The organism is Agrococcus pavilionensis RW1, from assembly GCF_000400485.1.
Classification (GTDB): Bacteria; Actinomycetota; Actinomycetes; order Actinomycetales; family Microbacteriaceae; genus Agrococcus; species Agrococcus pavilionensis.
Window position 1 is genome coordinate 26,203 of the sequence record NZ_ASHR01000004.1, and the last position, 22,743, is coordinate 48,945.

The following is a 22,743-nucleotide window of genomic DNA, read 5'->3' on the forward strand; positions in this document are numbered from 1 at the left end:
CTCGGCCGCGCGGATAGCGTGCCGAGCACCCGACCCGGAGGAGAACCGCCATGACTCGCATCGACGTCACCCACGCCGGCAGCCTGCCGCGCACGCCCGAGCTCATCGCCGCGAACGCCGCACGGACGTTCGCCGACGACGGCCTGACGCTCCAGCGCACCCCCGAGTTCGAGACGCTGCTCGCCGACGCCGTCGCCGACCTCGTCCGCCGCCAGCGCGACCTCGGCATCACGATCGTCGGCGACGGCGAGTACGGCAAGGCGATGTCGAGCTCGCTCGACTACGCCGCTTGGTGGACGTACGTGTTCCAGCGCGTCGAGGGGCTCGAGATCACGGGCGAGGACATCTTCACCGAGCCGCCGCAGCGCTCGGCGCCCGGTGACGTGCGCCTCACGTCGTTCCCCGACCGGCGCGACTGGGTGCGCTTCGCCGATGCCTACCTCGACCCCGAGCACCCGGTGCTCGAGCAGAGCCCGGCGACGGCGTTCCCCGCCACGACCGGCCCCCTCCGGTACACGGGCCAGGAGGCGCTCGCGACCGACATCGCGAACCTCCGTCGCGGCGTCGCGTCGACCGGGGCCGAGCAGGGGTTCCTGACGGCCCTGTCGCCCGGCTCGGCGGCGCGCATCGCGAACCGCCACTACGCGAGCGAGGAGGAGCACATCTGGGCCTGGGCCGAAGTGCTGCGCGAGGAGTACACCGCCATCACCCAAGCCGGCTTCATCGTGCAGATCGACGACCCGTCGCTCGCCGAGAACTGGGATCAGATCAGCCCCGAGCCGTCGCTCGAGGACTACCTCGCCTTCACGCGCATCCGCGTCGAGGCGCTCAACCACGCCATCCGCGGCCTGCCAGAGGAGCTCGTGCGCCTGCACTTGTGCTGGGGCTCCTGGCACGGCCCGCACACGACCGACATCCCGTTCGCCGACATCGCCGAGCTCGTGCTCGAGGTGAACGCCGGCAGCTATTCCTTCGAGGCCGCCAACGCCCGCCACGAGCACGAGTGGCGCGTGTGGGAGCACGTCGAGCTGCCGGCGCACAAGCGCATCGCGCCCGGCGTCGTCGGTCACGCGACCAACGTCGTCGAGCACCCCGAGCTCGTCGCCGACCGCATCGAGCGATTCGCTCGCATCGTCGGGCCCGAGCGGGTCATCGCGTCGACCGACTGCGGTCTCGGGGGCCGCATCCACCCGTCGATCGCGGCGGCGAAGCTCGAGTCGCTCGGGCAGGGCGCGCGTCTCGCGGAGCAGCGGCTCGGGGCAGCCGTCACGATCGTCTGAGGGATCGCGCGGGGGCGGCGGCCGTAGCGGTCGCCGCCCCATCGTGCGCTCCCGCGCGTACGATCGATCCCCCTGGTGAGTCGTGCGGTCGGCGTCAGCGCAGCACGACGGAGCGCCCGTCGAGCGCGATCTCGACCTCGAGGCCGTCGGTCGCGGCGGGCACGAGCTCGAGCTCGTCGTCGCCGGAGCCGACCGCGACGCCCAGGGCTCGCAGGCGGCGCCCCTCGGACTCGACGTCGGTCGTGCGCCGCCGCAGCGCGACGAGCTCGAGCAGCGGCAGGTCGGCGAGGCCCGGGTGCGCGGTCGCGCCCCAGTCGATGAGGAACGGCGGTCGGCGCTCGTCCTCGGGGCGAGCGAGCCGCCACGCGAGCTCGCCGCCGTCGGGCGTGCGCCGCGAGAGCGGCTCGATGCCCCGGAGTCCGACGCCGGCGGTGCGCGCTCGCGCGACGGTCGCGTCGAGGTCGTCGGGGCGGATGGCCCAGCTCGCCACGGCGGGTGCGCTCAACCGGTCGAGACCGAACGTCGAGATCTCCGATGCCGAGCGGCCCGCCGCGGCATCCGGGCCGATCACCTCGAGGTACTGCCGCACGCGCTCGCCGCGGCGCGTGAAGGCGATGAGCGCGTTGGCCGTGCCGGTCGGGTGCGCGCCCCCCGGCGAGGCGCGCACGCCCGTGGCCCGCTCGACCGCGGCGATCGCCTCGGCGAGGTCGGGACCGGCGAGCACGACGTGATCGAGCAGCGCTGGCACGCCCATCAGCCCGCCCCCGTGCCCGCGGCCGACGACGATGCAGCGGTCGGTCCCTCCGCGGTCGCGGGCGCACCGACGACCTCGGGCTCGCCGAGCGAGAGCATGAGGCGGTTCGCCCAGTTGAAGAACGCCGCACCGCTGAGCTGGTCGACGATGCCCGCGTCGTCGATGCCGGCCGAGCGGAGGCGCTCGACGTGCCCGCCGTCGAAGGCCGACGGCGTCGCCGTGAGCGCCGCCGACGCATCCGCGATCGCATCCCAGCGGTCGTCGACCCGCGCGCCGATGCCCTCGTCGAGCAGCCGCTGCACGTCGCTCTCGCGGCCCGAGAGGCGTGATGCGGCGCGCGCGTGCACCGACGCGCAGAAGACGCAGCCGTTGACGCGCGACACGGCGGCGGCCGCGAGCTCGCGCTCCCAGCGGGGCAGCCCGCCCTGCTCGTTGCCGAAGATGTCGAGGTCGGTGAGCGTGCGCGCGCGGAGCGCCGCTGGGTCGCGCGCGAGCAGCCGGAAGTAGGGGCTCGACGAGCGCGACGCCTCGATGAGCGCCTCTCGCTGCACGGCGGTCAGCTCGTCCTCGGGCACCGGCGGCGCCCACGGCACCCAGCCGAGCGGGCCCTGCGTGAAGCGGTCGGGACGCCGCAGCGTCGGGTGGTCGATGATCTCGGTCATGCGCGGATCTCCTGGAGGGTGGTCGAGGCTGGGTCGGCGGCATCGGGGGCAGGCGCTGCAGCCCCGTGGGCGGCGAGCACCCGGAGGCCGTGCACGAGCCGCAGCTGGAACGCGAGGAACGCGACCAGCTGGCTGAGCGAGACCACTGCGTCGGCGCTCCAGCCGGCGGCTTCGAGCGCCCGCAGCGCCTCGGGCCGCGCATCGCGGGGGTGCAGCGTCAGCAGGTGCGCGTGCTCGAGCGCGGCGGCGAGCGGAGCGCCGAGCGCGGCTCGGTCGAGCGCGGCCAGCGGGCCCGCGACGCTCTCGCCGTGCAGCGCGGGTTCGCGGTAGCCGCCGTAGGGGCCGGTTGCGCGCGCGGAGTCGGCCGCGCGGGCCACGGCGTCGACGAGGGCGGGCTCGGCCTCGTCGGCCAGCAGCTCGAGGTAGAACGCCGAGGCACGGGAGCGCTCGGTCGACGCGTCGTGCAGCAGCGCCACGAACGCGGCCACGGCATAGCGGTCGACGAGCCGCAGCTGGCCCGGCTCGTCGGGCTCGAGCAGCGCGAGGAAGCTGCGCTGCGCGTGCTCGCGCGCGTCGGGCCGCTGGAGACGGATGCGGGCGAGCGGTGATCCTGGCCGGATCCCCGCGAGGTGGTCGATGACGTCGTCATGCGACATGGCGATCCTCCTGGGGGGCGTCGTGGGTGAGGGTGGAGCGGTCGAGGTCGGCGCGGTCCGCGCGACCGACCCGCCAGCCGAGCGCCGGCGCGACCTCGGTCGCGAACAGCTCGAGCGAGCGGGCGGTGAGCTCGGAGCGGGGGTCGACGGAGTGCACCTGGATCGACACCGCCGTCGCGCTCGCGGCGGCGGTGTCGGCCGAGAGCGACTCGGCGACCTCGTCGGGCGTGCCGAGGTGGGTCTCGCTGCGCTCGAGCAGCTCGTCGAGGCTCAGCGAGCCGGGCGTGACGCCGTGCAGCTGCTGCAGCTGGCGGGTGAGGCCGGCCTCTGCGTGCGCGCGCACCGCGGCGCGCTCCGCGGCGTCGACCACGACGACCGAGCGAGAGGCGAGGATGCGCGGGGCGGCTCCCGCAGGCAGCGCGTCGAGGTAGGCGTCGACGACGGGGCGCTGCACGTCCCAGACGCGCGGCGGGAGCTCGGCGCCGGCGAGCCCGGCTGGCGGGGGCTGGACGCGGGAGAGCATGAGGCCGTCGCCGTGGGCGCCGATGAGGCTCGCGCCCTCGGCCGAGAACGTCGCTTGCCACAGCCGGCCGGCGAGGGTCTCCGCGCTCGGCTGCAGGGCGACGTCGGCGGTGCCGTCGAGCAGGGAGCGCACGCGCACGAGCTTCGCGTCGTAGATCGCCCGCCGGTGGGCGGGGTCCTCGCCGAACGCGCTGAGCGTCGCGGGGCTGCCGCCGGTGCCGAGGCCGAGCTCGAGCCGTCCGCCTGAGAGCGCGTCGAGCACGGCCGCGTCCTCCGCGGCGCGCGTCGGCTGCTCGTGGGCGAGCGTCAGGATGGCGGTGCCGAGCCGGATGCTGCTCGTGCGCGCCGCAGCTGCGGCGAGCAGTACGAACGGCGACGGCAGGCCGCCCTCGGCGCGGTCGAAGTGGTGCTGCGCCACCCACGCGCTCGCGAAGCCGAGCCGCTCCGCGAGCGCGATGTGCTCGAGCGCGATCGCGTACCGCGCGGGCGTGTCGGCGTCGTCGAGGACGCGGGTGAAGAAGCCGATCGTGGGAGCCATCAGGCCACCTCCAGGGGTGTCGGGTCGATGCCGGCCGCGCTCGAGGTCCGCAGCCAGTCGGGGGAGGGCACGGCGTCGAGCAGCGCCCGGGTGTAGCCGTGTCGGGGCCGCAGGAGCACCTGCTCGGCGGTGCCGGTCTCGACCGCCCGCCCCTGGCGCAGCACCGTGACGGTGTCGGCGATGCGGCGCACGACCGCGAGATCGTGGGTGATGAAGAGGTAGGTGAGGCCGAGCTCGCCCTGCAGCCGCTCGAGCAGCGCCAGGATCTGCGCCTGCACGGTGACGTCGAGCGCCGACACCGCCTCGTCGAGCACGACGACCGCGGGCTCGATGATGAGCGCGCGCGCGATCGCGACGCGCTGCCGCTGACCGCCCGACAGCTCTCGCGGGAGCCGGTCGCCGGCGTCGGGCGGCAGCGCCACGTGCGCGATCGCCGCAGACACGCGGCTCGCGAGCTCCCGGCGGTCGAGGCGGCGGCCATCGGGCGCGCCGAGGTTCTGCAGCGGTTCGCCGATGGACTGCGCGACGGTGCGGCGCGGGTCGAGCGAGGCGAACGGGTTCTGCGAGACGAGCTGCACCACGCGGCGCAAGGACCGGTCCCGACGCGCGGCGACCACGTCGCGGTCCCCGATGCGGATGCCTCCGGCACTCGGCGCGTGGAAGCCTGCGACCGCGCGCCCGATCGTCGTCTTGCCCGAGCCCGACTCGCCGACGAGCGCATGGGTCGTGCCGCGCTCGATGCCGAAGCCGACGTCGTCGACGGCGCGGTGCGCATCCGCCCCTCGCCCGTACTCGTGCGCGAGCCGCTCGACGACGACGAAGGGCTCTGCGGGCGGGCGGGGTGCCCGCGGCGACTCGTCGGCGAGCGCGGGCGCGTCGGCGAGCAGCGTCGCGGTGTAGCGGCTCGCGGGCTGCTCGAGCACCGCGCGCGTCGGTCCGGCCTCCTCGAGCCGCCCGCCGCGCAGCACCGCGATCGCGTCGGCACGCTCGGCGGCGACCGCGAGGTCGTGCGTGATGAGCAGCACGCTCGAGCCGAGCTCGCCGCGCAGGTCGTCGAGCAGATCGAGGATGCGCCGCTGCACGGTCACGTCGAGCGCGCTCGTCGGCTCGTCGGCGATGATGAGCTCGGGCTCGAGCGCGATCGCCGCGGCGATGAGCGCGCGCTGGCGCATGCCGCCGGAGAGCTCGTGCGGGTGCTGCCGGGCCCGACGCTCGGGATCGTCGAGGCCGACGCGGTCGAGCAGCTCGACGACGCGTCGGCGGATCGCCTCGGGCCTGCCCCAGCGATGGATCCGCAAGGGCGCGGCGACCGAGGCGCCGATGGTCTGCACGGGGTTGAGGGAGGTGCCCGGGTCCTGCGGGACGAGCGCGACGCGGCGGCCGCGGATGTCCTCGAGCGCGCGCCCCTCGAGGCGAGCGAGGTCGATCGGGCCGCCCGCGAGGCGCAGGGCGATCGAGCCGCGATCGATGCGGCCGCCCTCGGGCAGCAGGCCGACGATCGATTGCGCGGTCGTGCTCTTGCCCGAGCCGGATTCGCCGACGAGCGCGAGCACCTCTCCTCGGCCGAGCTCGAGGCTGAGCCCTTCGAGCGCGGTGCGACGCTCCCGGCGGGCGCGATACGAGACGGCGAGGTCATCGATGGTGAGCAGGGGCTCGGTCATGCGGAACTCTCCCTGATGGCTGCGGCGATGCGGTTGGCGGCGAGCACGACGGCGGCGACGACGAGCCCGGGCAGCGTCGTGAGCCACCAGGCGGTCGCGACGTAGTCGCGGCTCTCGGCGATGAGCAGGCCCCACTCCGGGATGGGCGGCGGAGCGCCGTAGCCGAGGAACCCGAGGGTCGAGATCTGCAGGATGGCGCTGCCGAACTGCAGCGCGGCGAGGGCGACGACGGCGCCGAGCGAGTTGGGCAGCACGTGCCGCCGCAGCACCGCGAGGAACGTGCCGCCCGAGCCGAACGCCGCCTCGACGTAGTCGGTGCGGCGCACCCGCACGACCTGCGAGCGGGCGAGTCGCGCGAACACCGCGATCGACGTGATGCCGACGGCGATCGCGGCGTTCGTGACGCCGAAGCCGAGCAGCACGATGACGCTGAGCGCGAGCAGGAGTCCGGGGATCGCGAGCAGCACGTCGACGACGCGCATGAGCGCCTCCTCGACGAAGCCGCCGCTCGAGCCGGCGAGCACGCCGATCGCGGTGCCGGCGATGAGCCCCACGAGCACCGCGAGCGCCGCGCCGGCGAGGGAGTTGCCGGCTCCGAAGACGACGCGCGCGAGCAGGTCGCGGCCGGTCGCGTCGGTGCCGAACGGATGCGCGGGGCTCGGCGGCTGCAGCGCCTCGGCCGCGACGCCCGCGAGCGGGTCGTGAGCGGTGAAGAGCCCCGGCACGAAGGCCCACGCGAGCGCGATCGCGAGGATGCCGATCGCGAGCACGAGCGTCGCGCGGGGGCGCGGACGGGCCCTGCCCACGCGCGGGCTCGGGAGCGCGCCGATCACAGCGCTCATGCGTGCACCGCTCGGCGCAGCCGCGGGTCGATCGCCGGGGCGGCGAGGTCGACGGCGAGGTTGATGAGCACGAAGCCGATCGCCGAGATGACGACGACCGCTTGCAGCACGGGGATGTCGCGGTTCGCGACCGCCTCCTGGGTGAGCCGGCCGACGCCGGTGCGCGCGAAGACCGTCTCGGTGACGACCGCCCCGGCGACGAGCTCGCCGAACAGGACGCCGGCGATCGTGAGCGTCGGCAGCGCCGCGTTGCGGGCGACCTCGCGCCCGAGCAGCCACCGCGTGCCGGCTCCGCGTGCGCGCGCGACGGCGATGAACGGCTCGGCGACCGTGTCGTCGATCGCGCGGATGAGCACTTGCGCGAGCGGCGCGGCGATGGGCACCGCGATCGTGAGCACCGGCAGCACGAGCGCCTGGGCGGGGCTCGCGTTGATGACGGGGATGAGCCCGAGCTGGAAGGAGAGCACCTGCAGCAGCACGATGCCGAGCCAGAAGACCGGGATCGAGACGAACAGGGGCGGCAGCGAGCGGAACGCGCGGCGCAGCCACTCGGCTCGGCCGAAGGTCGCGACCGCGGCGATCGCGACCGCGAGCGCGACCGCGGCGAGGAAGCCGAGCGCGGCGAGCGTGAGCGTCGACGGCAGCGCGGCCGCGAGCAGCGTCTCGACCGCCGCGCCGCTCTGCAGCGACGTGCCGAGGTCGCCGGTGAGGAAGCCGGTGGCGGAGGCCCACAGCTGCTCCCACACCGGCCGGTCGGTGCCGTAGACCGTGCGGAGCTCGTCGAGCTGCGCGTCGGTGAGGCCGAGCTCGGGGCTCGCGTACCGGGCGACGATCGCGTCGCCCGGCAGCGCCTGCAGGAGGAGGAACGCGACGACGAACGTCGCGATCACCACGAGCCCGGCCTGTGCGGTGCGTCGGAGGGCGTACGGCATCGGCTCAGCCCTCGAGCGAGACGTCCGAGAAGTCGGGGCGCCCGACCGACTCGGTCGCGAAGCCGTCGACGCCCGGCCGCACGCCGTAGACCTGCGGCTCCTCGAAGAACGGCAGCACGTAGGCCTGCTCCGTGAGGTGCGCCTGCACGGCTGCGGATGCCGCGGCGCGCCCCTCGGTCGTCGGCTCCGATGCGACGCGCTGCAGCAGCGCCTCGAGCTCTGCGTCGATCGGCGCGCCGCTCTCGTCGTCGTTCTGCAGGGTGTTGCGGTTGGCGATCGAGAACTGGCTCTTGATGACGTCGAAGTCGGCTCGCCCGACCATCGAGTGGTAGATCTGGATCTGGTCGATGTCGGCGGACGCCGCGGTCTGCGCCGCCTGGTCGCCCTGGAAGAGCTCGAGCTCGACGCCGATCTCGCGCAGTTGCTGCGCGATGAGGGTGATGACGTCGCGGGAGCGCGGCTGGGGGAGCGCCTCGTTCACGACCAGGCGCAGCCGCTCCCCATCCCGCGTGCGGATGCCGTCGGCGCCGACCTGCCACCCGGCCTCGTCGAGCAGGCGGTTGGCGAGCGCCGGGTCGTGCGCGTACGCGTCGGCCTGCTCGGCGTACCCGAGCGCCGTGCGGCTGAGCGACGAGGTCGCGAGCGGGTAGCCCTCGGAGAAGATCGACGAGACGAGCTCCTCGCGGTCGATGCCGGCGATGAGCGCCCGCCGCACCGCGATGTCGGCGAGCAGCGGGTGGCCGAAGCGGAAGCTCAAGCCGTTGTTGACGCCGTTCGTCTGCGCCGCGACGATCTCGAGACCCGCGGCGGCGACCTGCGCCTCGTGCTGCGGCTCGACCTGCCGCGCGATGTCGGCCTGGCCGGCGACGAGCGAGCCGATGCGCACGCTGTCCTCGGGGGCGATCACGATGTCGACGGCGTCGAGGTGCGGGCGCCCCTGCACGGCCGCCGACGGCGGCGCCCACGCGTAGTCCTCGCGCGCGGCGAGGCGGATCGAGGTGCCGACCTGCTCGGACTCGACCGCGAACGGGCCCGCGCCGATGATCTCGGCCGCGTTCCCCGGGCCGAAGCCCTCCGAGTCCCGCTCGAGCGTCGCATCCGCCAGCAGTCCGGAGTTGATCGTCGACACCGCTTGCGCGAACCCGGGGGCGGGGGCGCTGAAGTGGAAGCGCACGGTGTCGTCGTCGACGACCTCGCCGCGCTCGTAGTTGTTGATCGCCTCCGAGACGATGAGCGCCCGCGAGGGGTCGCCGAGGCCGAACAGGTCGAAGTTGGCGACCACGTTCTCGGCCGTGACGGGGGTGCCGTCGGAGTAGGTGACGTCGGTGCGCAGGTCGAAGGTGTACTCGGTCGCGTCCTCGTTCACCTCGGGCAGCGCTGCGGCGACCCAGGGCTCGAGCTCGAGCGTCGCGGGGTCCTGGTGCAGCAGGCGAGCGGTCACGTTGTTGACGAGCGCGCCGTTGGGGTAGAAGCCGGCCGCCGGCGGGTAGAGCGAGGTGTACGCCTGGTGCTCGAGATAGGTCAGCGTGCCGCCCGTCGCGGCGCCGCCGTCGGATGCATCGGGCGAGGCGGCGCTCGCGGAGCACGCGCTGAGTGCGATGGCGGACGCGGTGGTGACGGCGACGACGGCGCCGGCGCGGGAGCGGGTGCGGATCACGGATGACCTCCATAAGCGGTGCTTGGGTGTGATCAAAGTAGAGCCGATCACCGCTCCCGACGCACGGCGCGACGACACACGCCGTCACAATCAGGGCTCGAGCCCCCCGAGCGCCTGCTGCAGATCCGCGACGATGTCGTCCGCGCGCTCGATGCCGACCGAGATCCGCACGAGCCCCGGGGTGATGCCGAGCGCGAGCCGCTCGTGCTCCTCGAGCTTCCCGTGGATGGTGCTGCCCGTGTGGATCGCGAGCGAGCGCACGTCGCCGATGTGCGTCATCTGGCTCACGAGCCGGAGCCGGTCGAGGAACGCGCGCGCGGCGTCGCGCCCGCCGTGGAGCTCGATCGAGACGATCGAGCCGGCCCCGCGGGGGAGCATCCGCTGCGCGACGTCGGCGCGCGCATCGCCCACCGCGCCCGGGTAGTGCACGCGCGCGACGGCGGGATGCGGCTCGAGCGCGGCGAGCACCGCGTGCGCGTTCGCGACGTGCCGCTCCATGCGCAGCGACAGCGTCTCGATGCCGTGGAGCAGCAGGAACGCGCTCGTGGGCGGGAACGTCGGACCGTGCTCGAGCACCGTCACGGCGCGCAGGTGAGCGCCATAGGCGGAGCCCCCGAATCGCGCCGCGAAGGAGGGCGCACCGTGCGGTCGCGGCTCGTGCAGGTGCGGGAAGCGCTCGGGCGACCAGGCGAAGCCGTCGCCCCAGACGATCGCGCCGCCGATGACGGAGCCGTGGCCGCCGAGCCACTTCGAGGTCGAGTGGATGACCACGGCCGCGCCATGCTCGAGGGGGCGGCACAAGTAGGGGGTCGCGACGGTGTTGTCGACGACGAGCGGCACCCCGGTGCGCGCGGCGACGCGACCGAGGAGCGCGAGGTCGGCCACTTCGCCGAGCGGGTTCGCGATCGACTCGGCGTAGATCGCGCGGGTGGTCGGCCGCACGGCCGCGACCCAGCGCTCCTCATCGGCGTCGATCGGCAGCGCCTCGAACTCGAGCCCCGCGCGAGCGAGCGAGCCGCGCACCATCTCGCGCGTCCCCTCGTAGAGCCGATCGGTCGTCAGCACGTGGTCACCCGCGCGGGCGAGCGCCTGCAGCGCCGCGGCGATCGCTGCTTGGCCGCTCGCGACGAGCACGCCGTCGACGCCGCCCTCGAGGTCGGCGATGCGCCGTGCCGCGACGACGTTCGTGGGGTTGTCGTTGCGCGAGTACGCGCGCTGCGCGCTCTGGCCGGCGAAGCGGAGGGCGCCGTCGTCGAAGCTCTCGAACACGTAGCCCGCGCTCTGGTAGATCGGCGTGACCCGCGCGCCGGCCTCGCTGTCGATCACCGCGCCGGCGTGCACCTGCCTGGTCTCGAAGCCCCAGCCCGCGCTCATCGCGCGCGCACCGCGGCGACCGGCCGCACCGCTGCCGCGATGCGGTCGACGGCCTCTTCGAGCACCGGCGCGGGGGTCGCGAAGACGAGCCGCACGTGGTCGTCGAAGCCCGAGCCGCACAGCGCGCCGTCGGTGAGGGTCACGCTCGCGCGCTCGCGGAGTGCTGCTGCCGGCGAGCCCGGCAGGCCGAGCGCGCTGACGTCGAGCCACGCGAGGTACGTCGCCTCCGGAGGGCTCCAGCGCACCTCGGGCAACCGCTCGGCGAGCAGCTGCGCGAGGAGGTCGCGATTGCGCTGCAGGTAGGCGTTCGCCTCCGCGAGCCACGCCGAGCCGTCGCGGTAGGCGGCCGTCGAGGCGATGACGCCGAGCGTCGACGCGCCGTGCGCGACGGCGAACCCGAAGCGGCGGTAGCGCTCCTCGTCGGCGTCGTTCGAGGTGATGAGCTGAGCCGCCTTGAGCCCGGCGATGTTCCACGCCTTCGACGCGCTCGTGCCCGTGATCGTGTGCGCCGCGGCCGCGGCGCACACGGATGCGTAGGGCACGTGCGCGCGCCCGTCGTAGCGGATGGGCGCGTGGATCTCGTCGGCGAACACGCGCCCGCCGTGACGCTCGACGATGCGCGCGATCGCCTCGAGCTCGTCGCGCGGGACGACGGTGCCGGTCGGGTTGTGCGGGTTGCAGAGCACGAGCGTTCCGGCGCCGGCGGCGAACGCGCGATCGATCCCCTCGAGGTCATGGCGCCAGCGGCCGCGATCGACGACGCCGGGCACCTGGAGCACCTCGCGGCCGAGCGTCGCGAGGTAGGTGTGGAACGGCATGTACGAGGGCGTCGGCACGATGACGGGGGAACCCTCCGCGGAGTACTCGGTCACGGCGACGCCGAGCGCCGCCATGACGTCGGAGACCGCGTGCACGCGCTCGGGGTCGACCCTCCAACCGTGCTCGCGCGCCTGGAACGCCGCCGTCGCCTCGCCGAGCTCCGCTGCCGTCGCCGGCGCGAGGTAGCCGAGCACGTCGTCGCGCACCGCGCGCTCGAGCGCGGCGCGCACGGGCGGCGCCGTGCCGAAGTCCATCTCCGCCACCCACGCGCCGATCGTGCCCGGGTGCAGGCTCCACTTGCGGCTCGAGGGCCGCTCGAGCGCCGCCCTGCTGATCCCGTCCCATGCCTGCGCGCCCATCGCCGCCTCCTCCGTGCCGAATGGACGCCACCCTCGCAGTGGCCGAGCCGCGCCGACCACTCCGCCGAGTAACACGGCGAAACGCACTCGTCGATCGCTCGCTCGATCCCGGCGGGCAGCACCCCGAGGTGAACGGGCGGCAGCGCCGGACGCCGTCAGACGCGCGTGTCGCCGTCGTCGTCCGCGTCGTCGGAGGATGCCGGGGCAGCTCGCGCGGCGCGACCGTCGCGGGCGGGATGCGCGGCGTGAGCACCGAGGCCGCGTCGGTGGCGATCCCGTAGTGGAACATCGTCCACACGACCGACTCGCCCGCGGCCGCCGTCGTCATGCCCTCGCCCGACGGCGGGTCGAGGTAGTCGGCTGCTCTTCGCCGCGCAGGGTCGTCGCTCGACCTCCCGCGGTACGCCACTCGCGGCGGGCCCGATCACCCGTCGGCCGCCGATCCGTCGGCGCCGCTGCGCGCCGACTCGCGCCGCACCGCCCACGCGAGGATCCAGAGCGCCACGACGACGACGCCGCTGAGCATCGACGCCCACAGTCCGGCCGTCGGCGAGACGACCACTTCGAAGATGAAGCTCGTCACCGCCACGACGAGCAGCGACACGAAGACGAGCGTGATGATGAGCAGCACGTTGCCGAAGCGGACGATCTGCTCCTTCATGCGCTGCCGGAAGTGCAGGCGGTGCACGAGCACGGGAGTGAGCCCGAGCAGCGTCGCGAGCCCGGCGAGCGCGACGAGCACGAGGTAGTGCTGCACCTCGGTGGCGTCGAGGTCGCGGAAGCCCGACTGGAACGCGACCGCGAGGAGGAAGCCGGAGATGAGCTGCGTGCCGGTCATGACGACGCGCAGCTCCTGCAGGATGTCGGCGAAGTTGCGGTCGGCGCGCTCCTCGCGCGTCTCATCGCGCCCGCGCCGGCCGTCTCTCGCGGGGGCGTCAGCGCCACCGTCCTCCATGATCGGCATCCTGCCACCGGCTATGCGTCAGTGGTTGCGGAGCCTGTCGATGAGCTCGGCCTTCTTGAGCTTCGACGTGCCCTCGATGCCGAGCTCCTTCGCGCGGTCGCGCAGCTCGTCGACGGTGCGGTCCTCGTAGCGCTCCGCGTCGCCGCCGCGCTCGCCGAGCTTCTCGCGCCCGTCGCGCGCCGCCGCATTGGCGATCCTGGCCGCCTTCTCGGATGAGTTCCCCTCGTCCTTGAGCTTCCGGTAGAGCTCCTCGTCCTTGATGCTCGGGTTCGGCATCCGATCCTCCTCGCCTCCGCGCCCGACGGATCCGGGCGCCCGGTGGGCGGCGATGCTACGCCGGTCGGCTGGAAGCGCCTCGGGAGGGGAGCGCGAGCAGCGCGATGCCCGCCGCGACGATCGCGAGCCCCGTCCAGCCCACGGCGCTCGGCCGCTCGCCCACGACGAGCACCGCGAGCAGCGTCGCGACGACGGGCTCGGCGAGCGCGAGCGTCGTCGCGCTCGAGGAGGTGAGCGCTCGCAGCGCGTAGCCGAAGAGCAGGTAGGCGAGCGCCATCGGCACCAGGGCGAGGTAGGCGATCGTCGCGAGCCCCGCGGGCGCGGCGAGCGGGCCGAGCCCGACGATCGCGAGCCAGCCGAGGCACGCGGCGCCGCCGACGAGGAAGAGCGCGCCCATCGCGCCGCTCGCCGGCTCGCCGTGACCGATGATGCGCGCCCCCGCGAAGGCGTAGAGCGCGTAGCCGAAGCCGGCAGCGAGCGCGAGACCGACCCCCGAGAGCGCGGCCTGCGCATCCGCCGCCTCGACGCCGCCGTGCCCGCCGATCGCGAGCAGCACGATGCCGACGAGCGCGAGCGCGGTCGCGAGGCTCCAGCGGCGGTCGGGCCGGCGGCGGTCGATGGCCCACTCGAGCAGCGCCGCGAAGATCGGTCCGGAGCCGAGCGCCACGACGTTGCCCACCGCGACCCCGGCGAGCGCCATCGACGGGTAGTAGGCGGTCGGGTAGAGCACGACGCCGGCGGCGCCCGCGAGCACCCAGCCGAGGTGCGCGCGCTGCCGCAGCACGCCGAGCACGCGGCGCGCCGAGACGAGCGCGAGCACGACGCCGCCGATGCCGAAGGTCGCGAGGCCGATCGCGAGCGGCGACGAGCCGGCCGGCGCGAAGTGCGCGACCGTGCCGGTCGTGCCCCACAGCACCGCGGCGAGCAGCACGGCGATCGCGTGCGATGCGCCCGGCACGCCGATCGCACGCGGCGGGGCGACGGGGGCGGGCACGCTCGATCCTAAGCACGAGCGGCGTCGCGGCGTGCGAGCATGGCCGCATGGGCAACCGCATCTCCGAGCTGCTCGCCGGCGCGGGCCTCATGCTGCGCGGCTTCGGCACCTGGGCGCGCGACCCGCGGCTCATGCTGCTCGGCGCCGTGCCCGCGCTCATCGTCGGCACGCTCATGCTCGCCGTCGTGGTCGTCGTGAGCTTCCAGGTGGGCGGATGGGCGACGTGGCTCACGCCGTTCGCCGACGGCTGGGACCCGGGCTGGGCGGGCGCGCTGCGCGTCGCGCTCGCGCTCGGGCTCATGGTCGGCGTGGTCGTGCTGTGCGTGCTGACGTTCGCCGCCATCACGCTGGCCGTCGGCGACCCCTTCTACGAGCGCATCTCGCGCGCGGTCGACGAGCGCCTCGGCGGCGCCGGGGAGCCGCCCGAGCTCGGGTTCTGGCGCTCGGCCGCGAAGGGCGTGCGCGACGCGGTCAAGCTCATCGCCATGGCGGTCGGCACGGCCGCCGTCGTGTTCGTCATCGGGCTCGTGCCGCTCGTCGGCACGGTGCTCGGCCTCGTCGTCGGCGCGCTGCTCGGCGGCCGGGCGCTCGCGCGCGAGCTCACGGGCTACGCGGGCGATGCGCGCGGGCTGAGCCTCGACGAGCGCCGCGCCCTGCTCGCCGCCCATCGGTGGCGCTCGACCGGCTTCGGCATGGTCGCCTACGTGCTGCTGCTCGTGCCGGTCGTCGCGGTCGTCGCGACCCCCGTCGCGGTCGTCGGCGCGACCCTGCTCCTGCGCGACCTGCGCGGCGAGCCGACGACCGCGCCCGCTCCCTCGTCGTAGGCTGGGGGATCCCCCGACCGAGAGGTTCCATGCCCGCTGCAGCTTCCGTGCGCCGCGCGACCCCCGGCGAGATCGCCGACTGGGATGCGCTCATCGAGGCGAACCCGGACGGCGGGCACATGGTGCAGTCGAGCGCGTTCGCCGCGACGAAGCGCTTCGACGGGCTCGAGCCCGTGCACCTCGTGATCGACGCCCCGCTGCCCGCGGGCACCGCGAGCGGGGCGTCGACCGAGCGCATCCACGCCCTCGCGCTCGAGGGCAAGGTGTCGCTCGGCCGCTACTGGTACCTGCCGATGGGACCGACCGCGACCGACATGGCGCCCGTCGTCGCGGCGCTGCGCGAGTTCGCGAAGTCCGAGCCGGGACTGCTCGTCGTGAAGGTCGAGCCGCACCTCGAGCGCAGCCCCGAGCGCATCAACGAGCTCGTCGCGCTCGGCCTCGAGCAGAGCCGCGACATGCAGGTCATGACGCACACGGTCGTGCTCGACCTCTCGCAGGGCGAGGAGGCGCTCTTCGCGTCGTTCTCGCAGATGATCCGGCGGCAGGTGCGCGGTGCGGTCAAGAAGGGCTACCGCGTCGAGCGGCCCGAGCCGACGCAGGAGACCTTCGACCGCATGCACGCGATGATGCTCACCGTCGCGGGCGGCAAGGGCATGGCGGGCATGCGCGAGCGCGCCTACTACGACCGCTTCTGGAGCGAGTTCGCGAAAGCGGGCACCGGCCGCTTCTACTTCGGCTACGACGACGACTCCGACGACCCGCAAGCGGGCATCTTCGTCACGACCGCCGGGCGCACGGCGGTCTACAAGGACGGCGGCTCCCGCCCCGACCGCAAGATCAACGGCGGCTCGGCGCTGCTGCTGTGGACGGCGATGCAGGACGCGATCGCCGAGGGCAAGCTCGCCTTCGACCTCGCGGGCACGCCGCCGCCCGACCGCGCCGACGACCCGACGCATCCGTTCCACGGCCTCGCGCAGTTCAAGCTGCGCTTCGGGCCGATCTCGAGCTTCCTGCCGTCGTTCGACCTCGTGCTCCATCCCGTGCGCCACCGGCTGTGGGAGCAGGTCGTGCGGCGCATCGAGTGGCGCATCAAGAAGGGCCCGGACACGCTGCGATGACCGACATGCGACTGCGACGGGCGACCGAGGCCGAGCTGCGCGACTGGGACGAGCTCGTGCTCTCGAACCCCGACGGCGGCCAGTTCACCCAGACGCTCGCGTTCGCCGAGCTCAAGCGCTGGGACGGCTTCGAGACCCACCACCTCGTCTTCGACGCCGAGCGGCCCGTGTACGCGCTCGCGCTCGAGCGGAACGCCTGGATCGGCCGCTTCTGGTACTTCCCGTGCGCGCCCTTCCACCCCGACATGGCCGCGGTCGTGCGCGCCGTGCGCGCGTTCGTCGAGCGCGAGCACCCGCGGCTCATCTCGGTCAAGCTCGAGCCGAGGCTCCCGCGCGACGCGGCGTCGCTCTCGATGCTCGCGGATGCCGGACTCGCGCAGGCGGAGGACGTGCAGCTCCACACGCACACCGTGATCATCGACCTCGAGCGCACCGAGGAGGAGATCTTCGCGTCGTTCTCGAAGACGGCGCGGAAGCTCATCCGCCGCGCGGAGCGCGACGGCTTCACGGTCGAGCGCGTCGAGGGCGACGAGGCGCTCTTCGAGCTCGCGTGGCAGCGCATGCAGACGATCCGCGGCGGGCAGGGGCTCGAGGGCATGCGCGGCGAGGACTACTACAAGACGATCTGGCGCGCCTTCACGAAGCGCGGGCAAGCGGACTGGTGGCTCGGCCGCGACGGCGGCGACGGGCCGCAGACCGTGACGTTCACGATCCCGTTCGGCCGCATCGCGATCGACAAGGACGAGGGCTCGCGGCCCGATCGCCTGATCGAGGGCGGCGCGCACCTCGGCCGCTGGACGCGCGTCAAGCACTACCGCGAGCAGGGCTTCGCGGGGCTCGACATGATGGGCGCGCCGCCGACCTGGGCGAAGGACGACCCCGAGCACTGGATGGCGGGGCTCAGCCGCTTCAAGCAGCAGTTCGGCGAGGTCGTCGACTTCGCGCCGAGCCACGACCTCGTGCTGCGGCCGGGTGCGCAGCAGGTGTGGCGGAAGTACGTGCGGCCGGTCGAGTGGCGAGTGAAGAAGCGGTACACGGGTGTCTGGTGAGGCAGCGGGAGACGGGGGAGTGGTGAGCATGCGGCGATCGGGCTTCGCGCTCCGCGATGCGACCGCGGCGGAGATCGCCGAGTGGGACGCGCTCGTCCTGACGAACCCCGACGGCGGGCAGTGGACGCAGTCGAGCGCCTACGCGACCGTCAAGCGCACCGAGCGCCTGCACCCGCGGCACCTCGTGCTCGAGGGGCCCGAGACGGTCTACGCGCTCGCGCTCGAGCACCGCTCGCTCGCCGGCAGGTTCTGGTACTTCGCGACGGGGCCCGGCGCCTCCTTCGAGCACTTCGGCGCGATCGCCGACGCCATCCGCGCAGCACGCGACGGCGCGGCGAAGGGCGTCTACGCCGTCAAGGTCGAGCCGTTCGAGGTCGACACCCCCGAGCGCCGCCGAGCGCTCGCGGCCGCCGGCTACCGCGCGGCGAACCCCGTGCAGCAGAACACCTACACGGTGCTCGTCGACCTCACGCGGCCGGTCGACGAGATCTTCGCCGGCTTCAAGAAGAGCCTGCGCAACCACATCCGCTACGCCGAGCGCAACGGCTACCGGGTCGAGAAGGTCGAGCCGGGCGAGGAGACGTACCGCACGATGTACGCGCTCATGCAGACCGTCTCGGGCGGCAAGGGCGTCGAGGGCATGAAGCCCTACGAGTACTACCGCACCCTGTGGGGCGCCGCCGTCGCGCAGGGGAGCGGCCACTTCTGGTTCGGGTACGACGGCGCGCACGACGGGCCCCAGGCATCCGCCTTCATGATCCGCTTCGGTCGCTACGCCCTCGCGAAGGACGGCGGCTCGGTGCCCGACCGCGCGATCCGCGGCGGCGCGCACCTCATCCGCTGGAGAGCGATGCAGTGGTTCAAGGAGCAGGGCGCGGAGGTCTACGACGCCTACGCGACCCCGCCGTCGTGGCAGGCGGACGACACCTCGCACCGCCTGCACGGACCGGGCGTCTTCAAGCGCGTCTTCGGACCGATCGTCGACCACCTGCCGACGCACGACCTCGTGCTCGACGCGCGCCGCTACCGCCTCTTCCTGCGCCTGCTGCTGCCGATCGAGCGCCGGGTGCGGCGCCGCCCGTGGGGCATCTGGTAGCGCGAGCGGCTCGGCTCAGCTGACCTCGCGGCCGCAGATGGCGTCGAGGCTCGTGCCGAGCAGCTCGGCCGAGCGGCGGTACTTCCGCAGCATCTTCTCGCGCGTCGCGGCGTCGGGCATCGCGTCGAGCCGCCACTGCTGCGCGTTGTCGCGGAGGTCGGCGCGCTTGACCTCGAGCGCGAGCTCGTCCTCGAGGATGCGCGCCATCCACTCGCGCATCGGCTCGTCGTCGCGCCGCGTCATCGCGTCGATCGCGCGCATGATGTGGGGCGGGAACCGCTCCCCGACGAGCTCCTGCACGGTGATCGACCCCCACTCGAGCACGTCGTGGAGGATCGCGACCGTGCGCGCCTCGTCGCCCTCGACGTCGAGCATCACGCGCATCGCGTGGGCGACGTAGGGCTCGCCCTGACGGTCGGTGCGACCGTCGTAGGCGCGCGCGGCGACCGAGATCGCGTGCAGCAGGTCACCGTCCACCATGCCTCCGAGGGTATCCGGCGGCTATCCTGATCGCATGTCACGCGTCGCCGACCCCGCAGAGCTCGCTCGCCTGCTGCGAGGCACGTGGGCGATCCGCGCGACGACCTTCCCGTACTGGACGCACGCGCAGCGCAAGAACCCGCGGGTGACGTTCGAGCTCGTGCAGAGCTCGCCGCTCCAGCTGCGCGAGGTCTACGAGTACCACCGGCCCGACAAGGGCGACCGCGAGGTGATCGCCGAGGCGCTCTGGGCCGGCCGGCACTTCTCGTGGCGCATGCTCGGCCGCTCCCGGCTGCTCTCGAGCGCCTACGTCGTCTCGGACACGCCCGCGACGCCCGACATCGTCGCGATCCACTACGGCAAGTCGTCGCTGCTCGGGCAGAGCGCGGTCTCGATCCTCGCGCGCGCCCACCTCGACCCTGACGCGGTGCGCCGCGCGGTCGCGATCGACACGCACTCGTTCGAGCTCACCGCCGAGGAGTTCTGGCGCCTCCAGTGGTTGACGCCCTACGCGCCCTCGGCGCCCGCCTCGAGCGACTCCCGCGCCTGACGCACGTCCTCGAGCAGCGCGCCGATCAGCACCCAGTGGCGCGGGTGCGGCCGGGGCACGGCGATGGGTGCGGTGAAGCCCGGCCCCTCGATCGCGGGCAGGGTCGTCGTGCGCCCGTCCTCGAGCGCCTGCCGGTCGACGAGCACGCGCACCTCGCGGGCGATGCGGCGGGACTCGCGGGCGATGCGGCGCACGCTCGCGTCGTCGACGAGGGATGCGTCGAAGCGGTCGACGATCGTGCGCGACATCCCGATCGCGCGGTTGACGAGCACCGTGAGGGTCAGCAGCAGCCGCTCGTCGCGCTCGATGCGGTCGCTGAGCCGCCTCGCCCGGGGGTTCAGGCGCGTCGACTCCTCGAGCGCGTCCATGGCCGCGCGCGTGCGCTTGATGCCGGCGCGCAGCTCGCGCGCCTCGGCGAGCAGCGCCTCGCCGCGATCGGCGTCAGCCGCGGTGAGGGCGCCGGCGATCCGCTCGAAGGCGTCCGCGACGCTGTGGGCGAGCTCCCGCATGGAGCGCTCCGCCGGCTCGTGGTGCACGGGCGCGACGACGACGAGGTTGATGACGAGCGCGACGACGGCGCCGATGATCGTCTCGACGACGCGCTCGAAGCCGAAGAGCGGCCCGGTGCCGGCGCCGAGCGCGAGCAGCACCATGGCGCTGATCGGCAGCTGGTTCGCGGCCATCGGCGCGAGCCGCAGGAGGCGCGCGAGCACGACCCCGATGAGCGTGACCGAGAGCACGACGAGGCCCGTGGTCGGGAGCACGAGCGTCGCGAGCCACGCGAGCAGCACGCCGCCGATGACGCCGACCGAGCGCCCGATGCCCTTGCCGAGCGACTGGTTGACGCTCGGCGCGACGACGAGCAGCGCGGCGATCGCGGCGAAGATCGGCAGCTCCATGCCGAGCAGCAGCCGGCTGGCAGCCCAGGCGATGATGATCGCGACGGCGACCTTGAGCACCTGCAGCCACGAGTCCTGCTCGCCGGTCGTGAACCGCTCGAGCCACCGCATGGCTCCACGATACGCATCTCTCGGCGCACGCCAGGCCGTCGGGGTGTTGGATGGGGCTCATGCTCGACAACCCCGCCGGAGTGCTCTCGAGGCTCGTCGCCGAGAGCGGCAGGGAGCTCGTCGACTTCCAGCAGAAGGACGTCGAGCCGGTCAGCGAGGGCTTCGTCGTCGGCTACGCGTGCGGCGTCCGCACGCGCGAGGATGCGATCGAGCGGCTGACGATCTACGTCAACACCTCGCCGAGCGCGCCCGTCGACGAGCACACCGTCGAGCTGCTCGACGCCGCGGGCCGCCGGCTCACCGCGTGGGTCTACCCGCAGGATCCCTCGCTGCCCTCGCTGCCCGCCGTCTCGTATCCCGAGGCCGCGGGCGTCGTGCTCGCGAAGTTCGGCATCGCGGCGGAGGGCGCGACGCTGCGGATGGAGGCGTACCGGCCCGGCAAGCGCGCGGTGCTGCAGGTCGCGACCGCGACCGAGCGCTGGTTCGCGAAGGTCGTGCACCCTTCGCTCGCCGCCACGATCCACGACCTGCACGAGCGCTTCCGCGCCGCGGGCGTGCCCGTGCCCCGATCGATCGGCTTCTCCGACGCCGGGCTCGTGCTGCTCGGCGAGCTGCCCGGGGTGCCGGCGATCGACGTGTTCGAGCGCATCGATCGCGCCCGCTTCGCCCGCGGCCTCGACGAGCTCACGCAGCACATCGCGCGGGTGCCGGTGACGGTCGGCGCGCGCGAGTCGCTCGCGCGGCGCGTCGACTGGTACGCCGAGCGCATGGAGGAGACGGCGCCGGTGTTCGCGCGCCAGACCTCCCGGCTCGCCGCGATCGTCGCCGAGCGCTACGCCGCCACGAGCGTCCCCCGTCCCGTCACGATCCACGGCGACCTGCACCTCGGTCAGATCTTCGTGGCCGAGGACGACCCGTCGCGCATCACGGGCATCCTCGACATCGACACGGCGGGCCTCGGCGACCCCGCGGACGACCGCGGCGCGCTCTTCGGGCACGTCGTCGTGTCGTCGGTCGAGCGGGAGTCCGGCACGCCCGCGGTGGCCGCGCTCGCCGCCTTCGCCGACGAGCTGCAGGCGGGCTGGCACGGCGACGAGCGCGTGACGGCGATCGCCGCGACGCACCTGCTCGGGCACGCGCTCGCCAACGCGGGGCGCGGCGACGACCGCGGCGCGGCCGCGGCGCAGCGGCTGCTCGAGCGCGCCGCGTCCGTGCTCGGCGCGGCGCCCGCCTCCCTCTAGCCGCCGAGCAGCGCGCGCACGCGAGGCACGACCTCGGTGCCGAGCAGCTCGATCGAGCGGAGGTTGTCCTCGTGCGACGTGCCGGAGTCGTACTTGAGGTCGAAGCGCTCGACGCCGAGCGTCTCGACCGCCCAGACGATCTTCTGCGCGACCGTCTCGGGGCTCCCGACGAAGATCGCCCCGTGCTCGGCCGCGCTCGCGTCGAACTCGCGCTCGGTGGCATCGCCCCAGCCGCGCTCGCGCCCGATGCGGTTGCGGTAGACCATCCACTGGGGCATGAGGATGCGCTTCGCCTCCGCGTCCGTCTCGGCGATGAGCCCGGGAGAGTGCATGCCCACGCGACCGCCCGAGTGCCCGAACTGCTCCATCGCGCGGCGGTACAGCCCCGAGAACGGCGCGAACTGCGCGGGGCTGCCGCCGATGATCGCGAGCATCATGTCGAAGCCGTGGCGCGCGGTGCGGATGACCGAGTCGGGGGTGCCGCCGACCCCGACCCAGACGGGGATGCGCCCGCCGTGCTCGGCCGCGTGCGAGCGCGGGTGCACGCGCTGGTCGGTGAGCGAGGAGCGCAGCCGGCCCGACCACGTGACGGGCTCCTCCTTCACGAGCTCCGCGAGCAGCTCGAGCCGCTCGTCGAAGAGCGCCTCGTAGTCCTCGAGCCGGTACCCGAACAGCGGGAACGACTCCACGAACGAGCCCCGGCCGACGATCATCTCGGCGCGGCCGCTCGAGATGCCGTCGAGGGTCGAGAACTGCTCGAACACGCGCACGGGATCGTTGGAGGAGAGCACCGTGACCGCGGTGCCGAGGCGGATGCGCTCGGTCACGCTCGAGAGCGCGCCCAGCACGATCTCGGGCGCGCTCGCCGCGAAGTCGGCGCGGTGGTGCTCGCCGACGCCGAAGAACGACAGGCCCGCGCGATCGGCGGCGATGCCCTCCGCGACGACGTCGCGGAGGACGCGGGAATGGGGGAGCGGCACACCGCCCTCCTCCGGGACGGCGGCGAACGTGTGGACTCCGAACTCGAGGGGCATGCCCTGGACAACGACGGAGGGCCCGGGAATCATCCCGGGCCCTCCGTCGTG

23 protein-coding genes are annotated in these 22,743 nt (G+C 73.9%); 7 read left to right on the plus strand and 16 right to left on the minus strand.

All coding sequences use genetic code 11. The features are described from left to right. Window positions 1-50: 50 nt before the first annotated feature. On the plus strand, window positions 51-1,280 hold the full coding sequence (locus L332_RS16585) for a cobalamin-independent methionine synthase II family protein (protein ID WP_021009344.1): 1,230 nt from the start codon (window positions 51-53) through the stop codon (window positions 1,278-1,280). Window positions 1,281-1,374: 94 nt separating this feature from the next. On the opposite strand, the gene L332_RS16590 is transcribed toward L332_RS16585, so the two are convergent. From L332_RS16590 to L332_RS16650, 13 genes are all read right to left on the minus strand, one after another. Further along, a complete protein-coding gene (locus tag L332_RS16590; protein ID WP_021009345.1) occupies window positions 1,375-2,034 on the minus strand; it encodes a VOC family protein in 660 nt (219 codons plus the stop codon). After that, window positions 2,034-2,696, minus strand: a complete 663-nt coding sequence (locus tag L332_RS16595; protein ID WP_021064831.1) for an alkylhydroperoxidase domain protein — start codon at window positions 2,694-2,696, stop codon at window positions 2,034-2,036. Before L332_RS16595 ends, L332_RS16590 begins: the two co-directional genes overlap by 1 nt. Further along, window positions 2,693-3,352 (minus strand): CMD domain protein, encoded by a 660-nt coding sequence (locus tag L332_RS16600; RefSeq protein ID WP_021064832.1) that lies wholly within the window; start codon window positions 3,350-3,352, stop codon window positions 2,693-2,695. The genes L332_RS16595 and L332_RS16600 overlap by 4 nt, the downstream gene beginning before the upstream one ends. Continuing rightward, window positions 3,342-4,412 (minus strand): LLM class flavin-dependent oxidoreductase, encoded by a 1,071-nt coding sequence (locus L332_RS16605; protein WP_021009346.1) that lies wholly within the window; start codon window positions 4,410-4,412, stop codon window positions 3,342-3,344. The genes L332_RS16600 and L332_RS16605 overlap by 11 nt, the downstream gene beginning before the upstream one ends. After that, window positions 4,412-6,073: a dipeptide ABC transporter ATP-binding protein gene (locus L332_RS16610; protein ID WP_021009347.1), complete on the minus strand. Its 1,662-nt coding sequence runs from the start codon at window positions 6,071-6,073 to the stop codon at window positions 4,412-4,414. Before L332_RS16610 ends, L332_RS16605 begins: the two co-directional genes overlap by 1 nt. Next, entirely contained in the window at window positions 6,070-6,915 is an 846-nt protein-coding gene (locus L332_RS16615; protein ID WP_031223167.1) for an ABC transporter permease, read from the minus strand. Before L332_RS16615 ends, L332_RS16610 begins: the two co-directional genes overlap by 4 nt. Then, window positions 6,912-7,847 carry an ABC transporter permease gene (locus tag L332_RS16620; protein WP_021009349.1) on the minus strand — a complete coding sequence of 312 codons (936 nt, stop codon included), beginning with the start codon at window positions 7,845-7,847 and terminating at the stop codon, window positions 6,912-6,914. Before L332_RS16620 ends, L332_RS16615 begins: the two co-directional genes overlap by 4 nt. Window positions 7,848-7,851: 4 nt before the next feature. Next, entirely contained in the window at window positions 7,852-9,501 is a 1,650-nt protein-coding gene (locus L332_RS16625) for a TIGR04028 family ABC transporter substrate-binding protein (protein WP_031223168.1), read from the minus strand. Window positions 9,502-9,594: 93 nt separating this feature from the next. Beyond that, window positions 9,595-10,878, minus strand: a complete 1,284-nt coding sequence (locus L332_RS16630) for an O-acetylhomoserine aminocarboxypropyltransferase/cysteine synthase family protein (RefSeq protein WP_021009351.1) — start codon at window positions 10,876-10,878, stop codon at window positions 9,595-9,597. Then, window positions 10,875-12,056 (minus strand): MalY/PatB family protein, encoded by a 1,182-nt coding sequence (locus L332_RS16635; RefSeq protein WP_021009352.1) that lies wholly within the window; start codon window positions 12,054-12,056, stop codon window positions 10,875-10,877. Before L332_RS16635 ends, L332_RS16630 begins: the two co-directional genes overlap by 4 nt. A gap of 424 nt (window positions 12,057-12,480) precedes the next feature. Beyond that, the gene (locus L332_RS16640; protein ID WP_021009354.1) at window positions 12,481-13,011 is read right to left on the minus strand and encodes a DUF6328 family protein; all 531 of its coding nucleotides are present in this window, start codon (window positions 13,009-13,011) and stop codon (window positions 12,481-12,483) included. 27 nt (window positions 13,012-13,038) lie between these two features. Further along, a complete protein-coding gene (locus tag L332_RS16645; RefSeq protein ID WP_021009355.1) occupies window positions 13,039-13,296 on the minus strand; it encodes a DUF7218 family protein in 258 nt (85 codons plus the stop codon). A 55-nt stretch (window positions 13,297-13,351) separates the two neighbouring features. After that, the gene (locus L332_RS16650) at window positions 13,352-14,290 is read right to left on the minus strand and encodes a DMT family transporter (protein WP_021009356.1); all 939 of its coding nucleotides are present in this window, start codon (window positions 14,288-14,290) and stop codon (window positions 13,352-13,354) included. Between the two features lie 47 nt (window positions 14,291-14,337). Here L332_RS16650 and L332_RS16655 point away from each other — a divergent pair, with 47 nt between their 5' ends. The 4 genes from L332_RS16655 to L332_RS16670 are packed head-to-tail and all read left to right on the plus strand — an operon-like array spanning window position 14,338 to window position 18,377. Beyond that, window positions 14,338-15,114 (plus strand): EI24 domain-containing protein, encoded by a 777-nt coding sequence (locus tag L332_RS16655; RefSeq protein ID WP_021009357.1) that lies wholly within the window; start codon window positions 14,338-14,340, stop codon window positions 15,112-15,114. 29 nt (window positions 15,115-15,143) lie between these two features. Then, the gene (locus tag L332_RS16660; RefSeq protein WP_021064833.1) at window positions 15,144-16,232 is read left to right on the plus strand and encodes a lipid II:glycine glycyltransferase FemX; all 1,089 of its coding nucleotides are present in this window, start codon (window positions 15,144-15,146) and stop codon (window positions 16,230-16,232) included. Beyond that, window positions 16,229-17,281 (plus strand): lipid II:glycine glycyltransferase FemX, encoded by a 1,053-nt coding sequence (locus L332_RS16665; RefSeq protein WP_021009359.1) that lies wholly within the window; start codon window positions 16,229-16,231, stop codon window positions 17,279-17,281. Before L332_RS16660 ends, L332_RS16665 begins: the two co-directional genes overlap by 4 nt. A gap of 28 nt (window positions 17,282-17,309) precedes the next feature. Then, complete coding sequence (locus tag L332_RS16670; RefSeq protein ID WP_235045052.1) at window positions 17,310-18,377, plus strand: lipid II:glycine glycyltransferase FemX; 1,068 nt, start codon at window positions 17,310-17,312, stop codon at window positions 18,375-18,377. Window positions 18,378-18,392: 15 nt separating this feature from the next. Here L332_RS16670 and L332_RS16675 read toward each other — a convergent pair whose 3' ends face one another. After that, window positions 18,393-18,857 (minus strand): HD domain-containing protein, encoded by a 465-nt coding sequence (locus L332_RS16675; protein WP_021009361.1) that lies wholly within the window; start codon window positions 18,855-18,857, stop codon window positions 18,393-18,395. 34 nt (window positions 18,858-18,891) lie between these two features. On the opposite strand from L332_RS16675, the gene L332_RS16680 reads away from it, so the two are divergent. Beyond that, complete coding sequence (locus L332_RS16680) at window positions 18,892-19,407, plus strand: hypothetical protein (RefSeq protein ID WP_021009362.1); 516 nt, start codon at window positions 18,892-18,894, stop codon at window positions 19,405-19,407. On the opposite strand, the gene L332_RS16685 is transcribed toward L332_RS16680, so the two are convergent. Continuing rightward, window positions 19,365-20,417, minus strand: coding sequence for an FUSC family protein (locus L332_RS16685; RefSeq protein ID WP_021009363.1), 1,053 nt, complete (start codon window positions 20,415-20,417; stop codon window positions 19,365-19,367). The two genes, L332_RS16680 and L332_RS16685, sit on opposite strands and share 43 nt — an antisense overlap. Before the next feature lie 59 nt (window positions 20,418-20,476). Here L332_RS16685 and L332_RS16690 point away from each other — a divergent pair, with 59 nt between their 5' ends. Then, the gene (locus L332_RS16690) at window positions 20,477-21,658 is read left to right on the plus strand and encodes a phosphotransferase family protein (RefSeq protein ID WP_021009364.1); all 1,182 of its coding nucleotides are present in this window, start codon (window positions 20,477-20,479) and stop codon (window positions 21,656-21,658) included. Here L332_RS16690 and L332_RS16695 read toward each other — a convergent pair. Continuing rightward, window positions 21,655-22,692: an LLM class flavin-dependent oxidoreductase gene (locus L332_RS16695; protein WP_021009365.1), complete on the minus strand. Its 1,038-nt coding sequence runs from the start codon at window positions 22,690-22,692 to the stop codon at window positions 21,655-21,657. The two genes, L332_RS16690 and L332_RS16695, sit on opposite strands and share 4 nt — an antisense overlap. Between the last annotated feature and the right edge of the window lie 51 nt (window positions 22,693-22,743).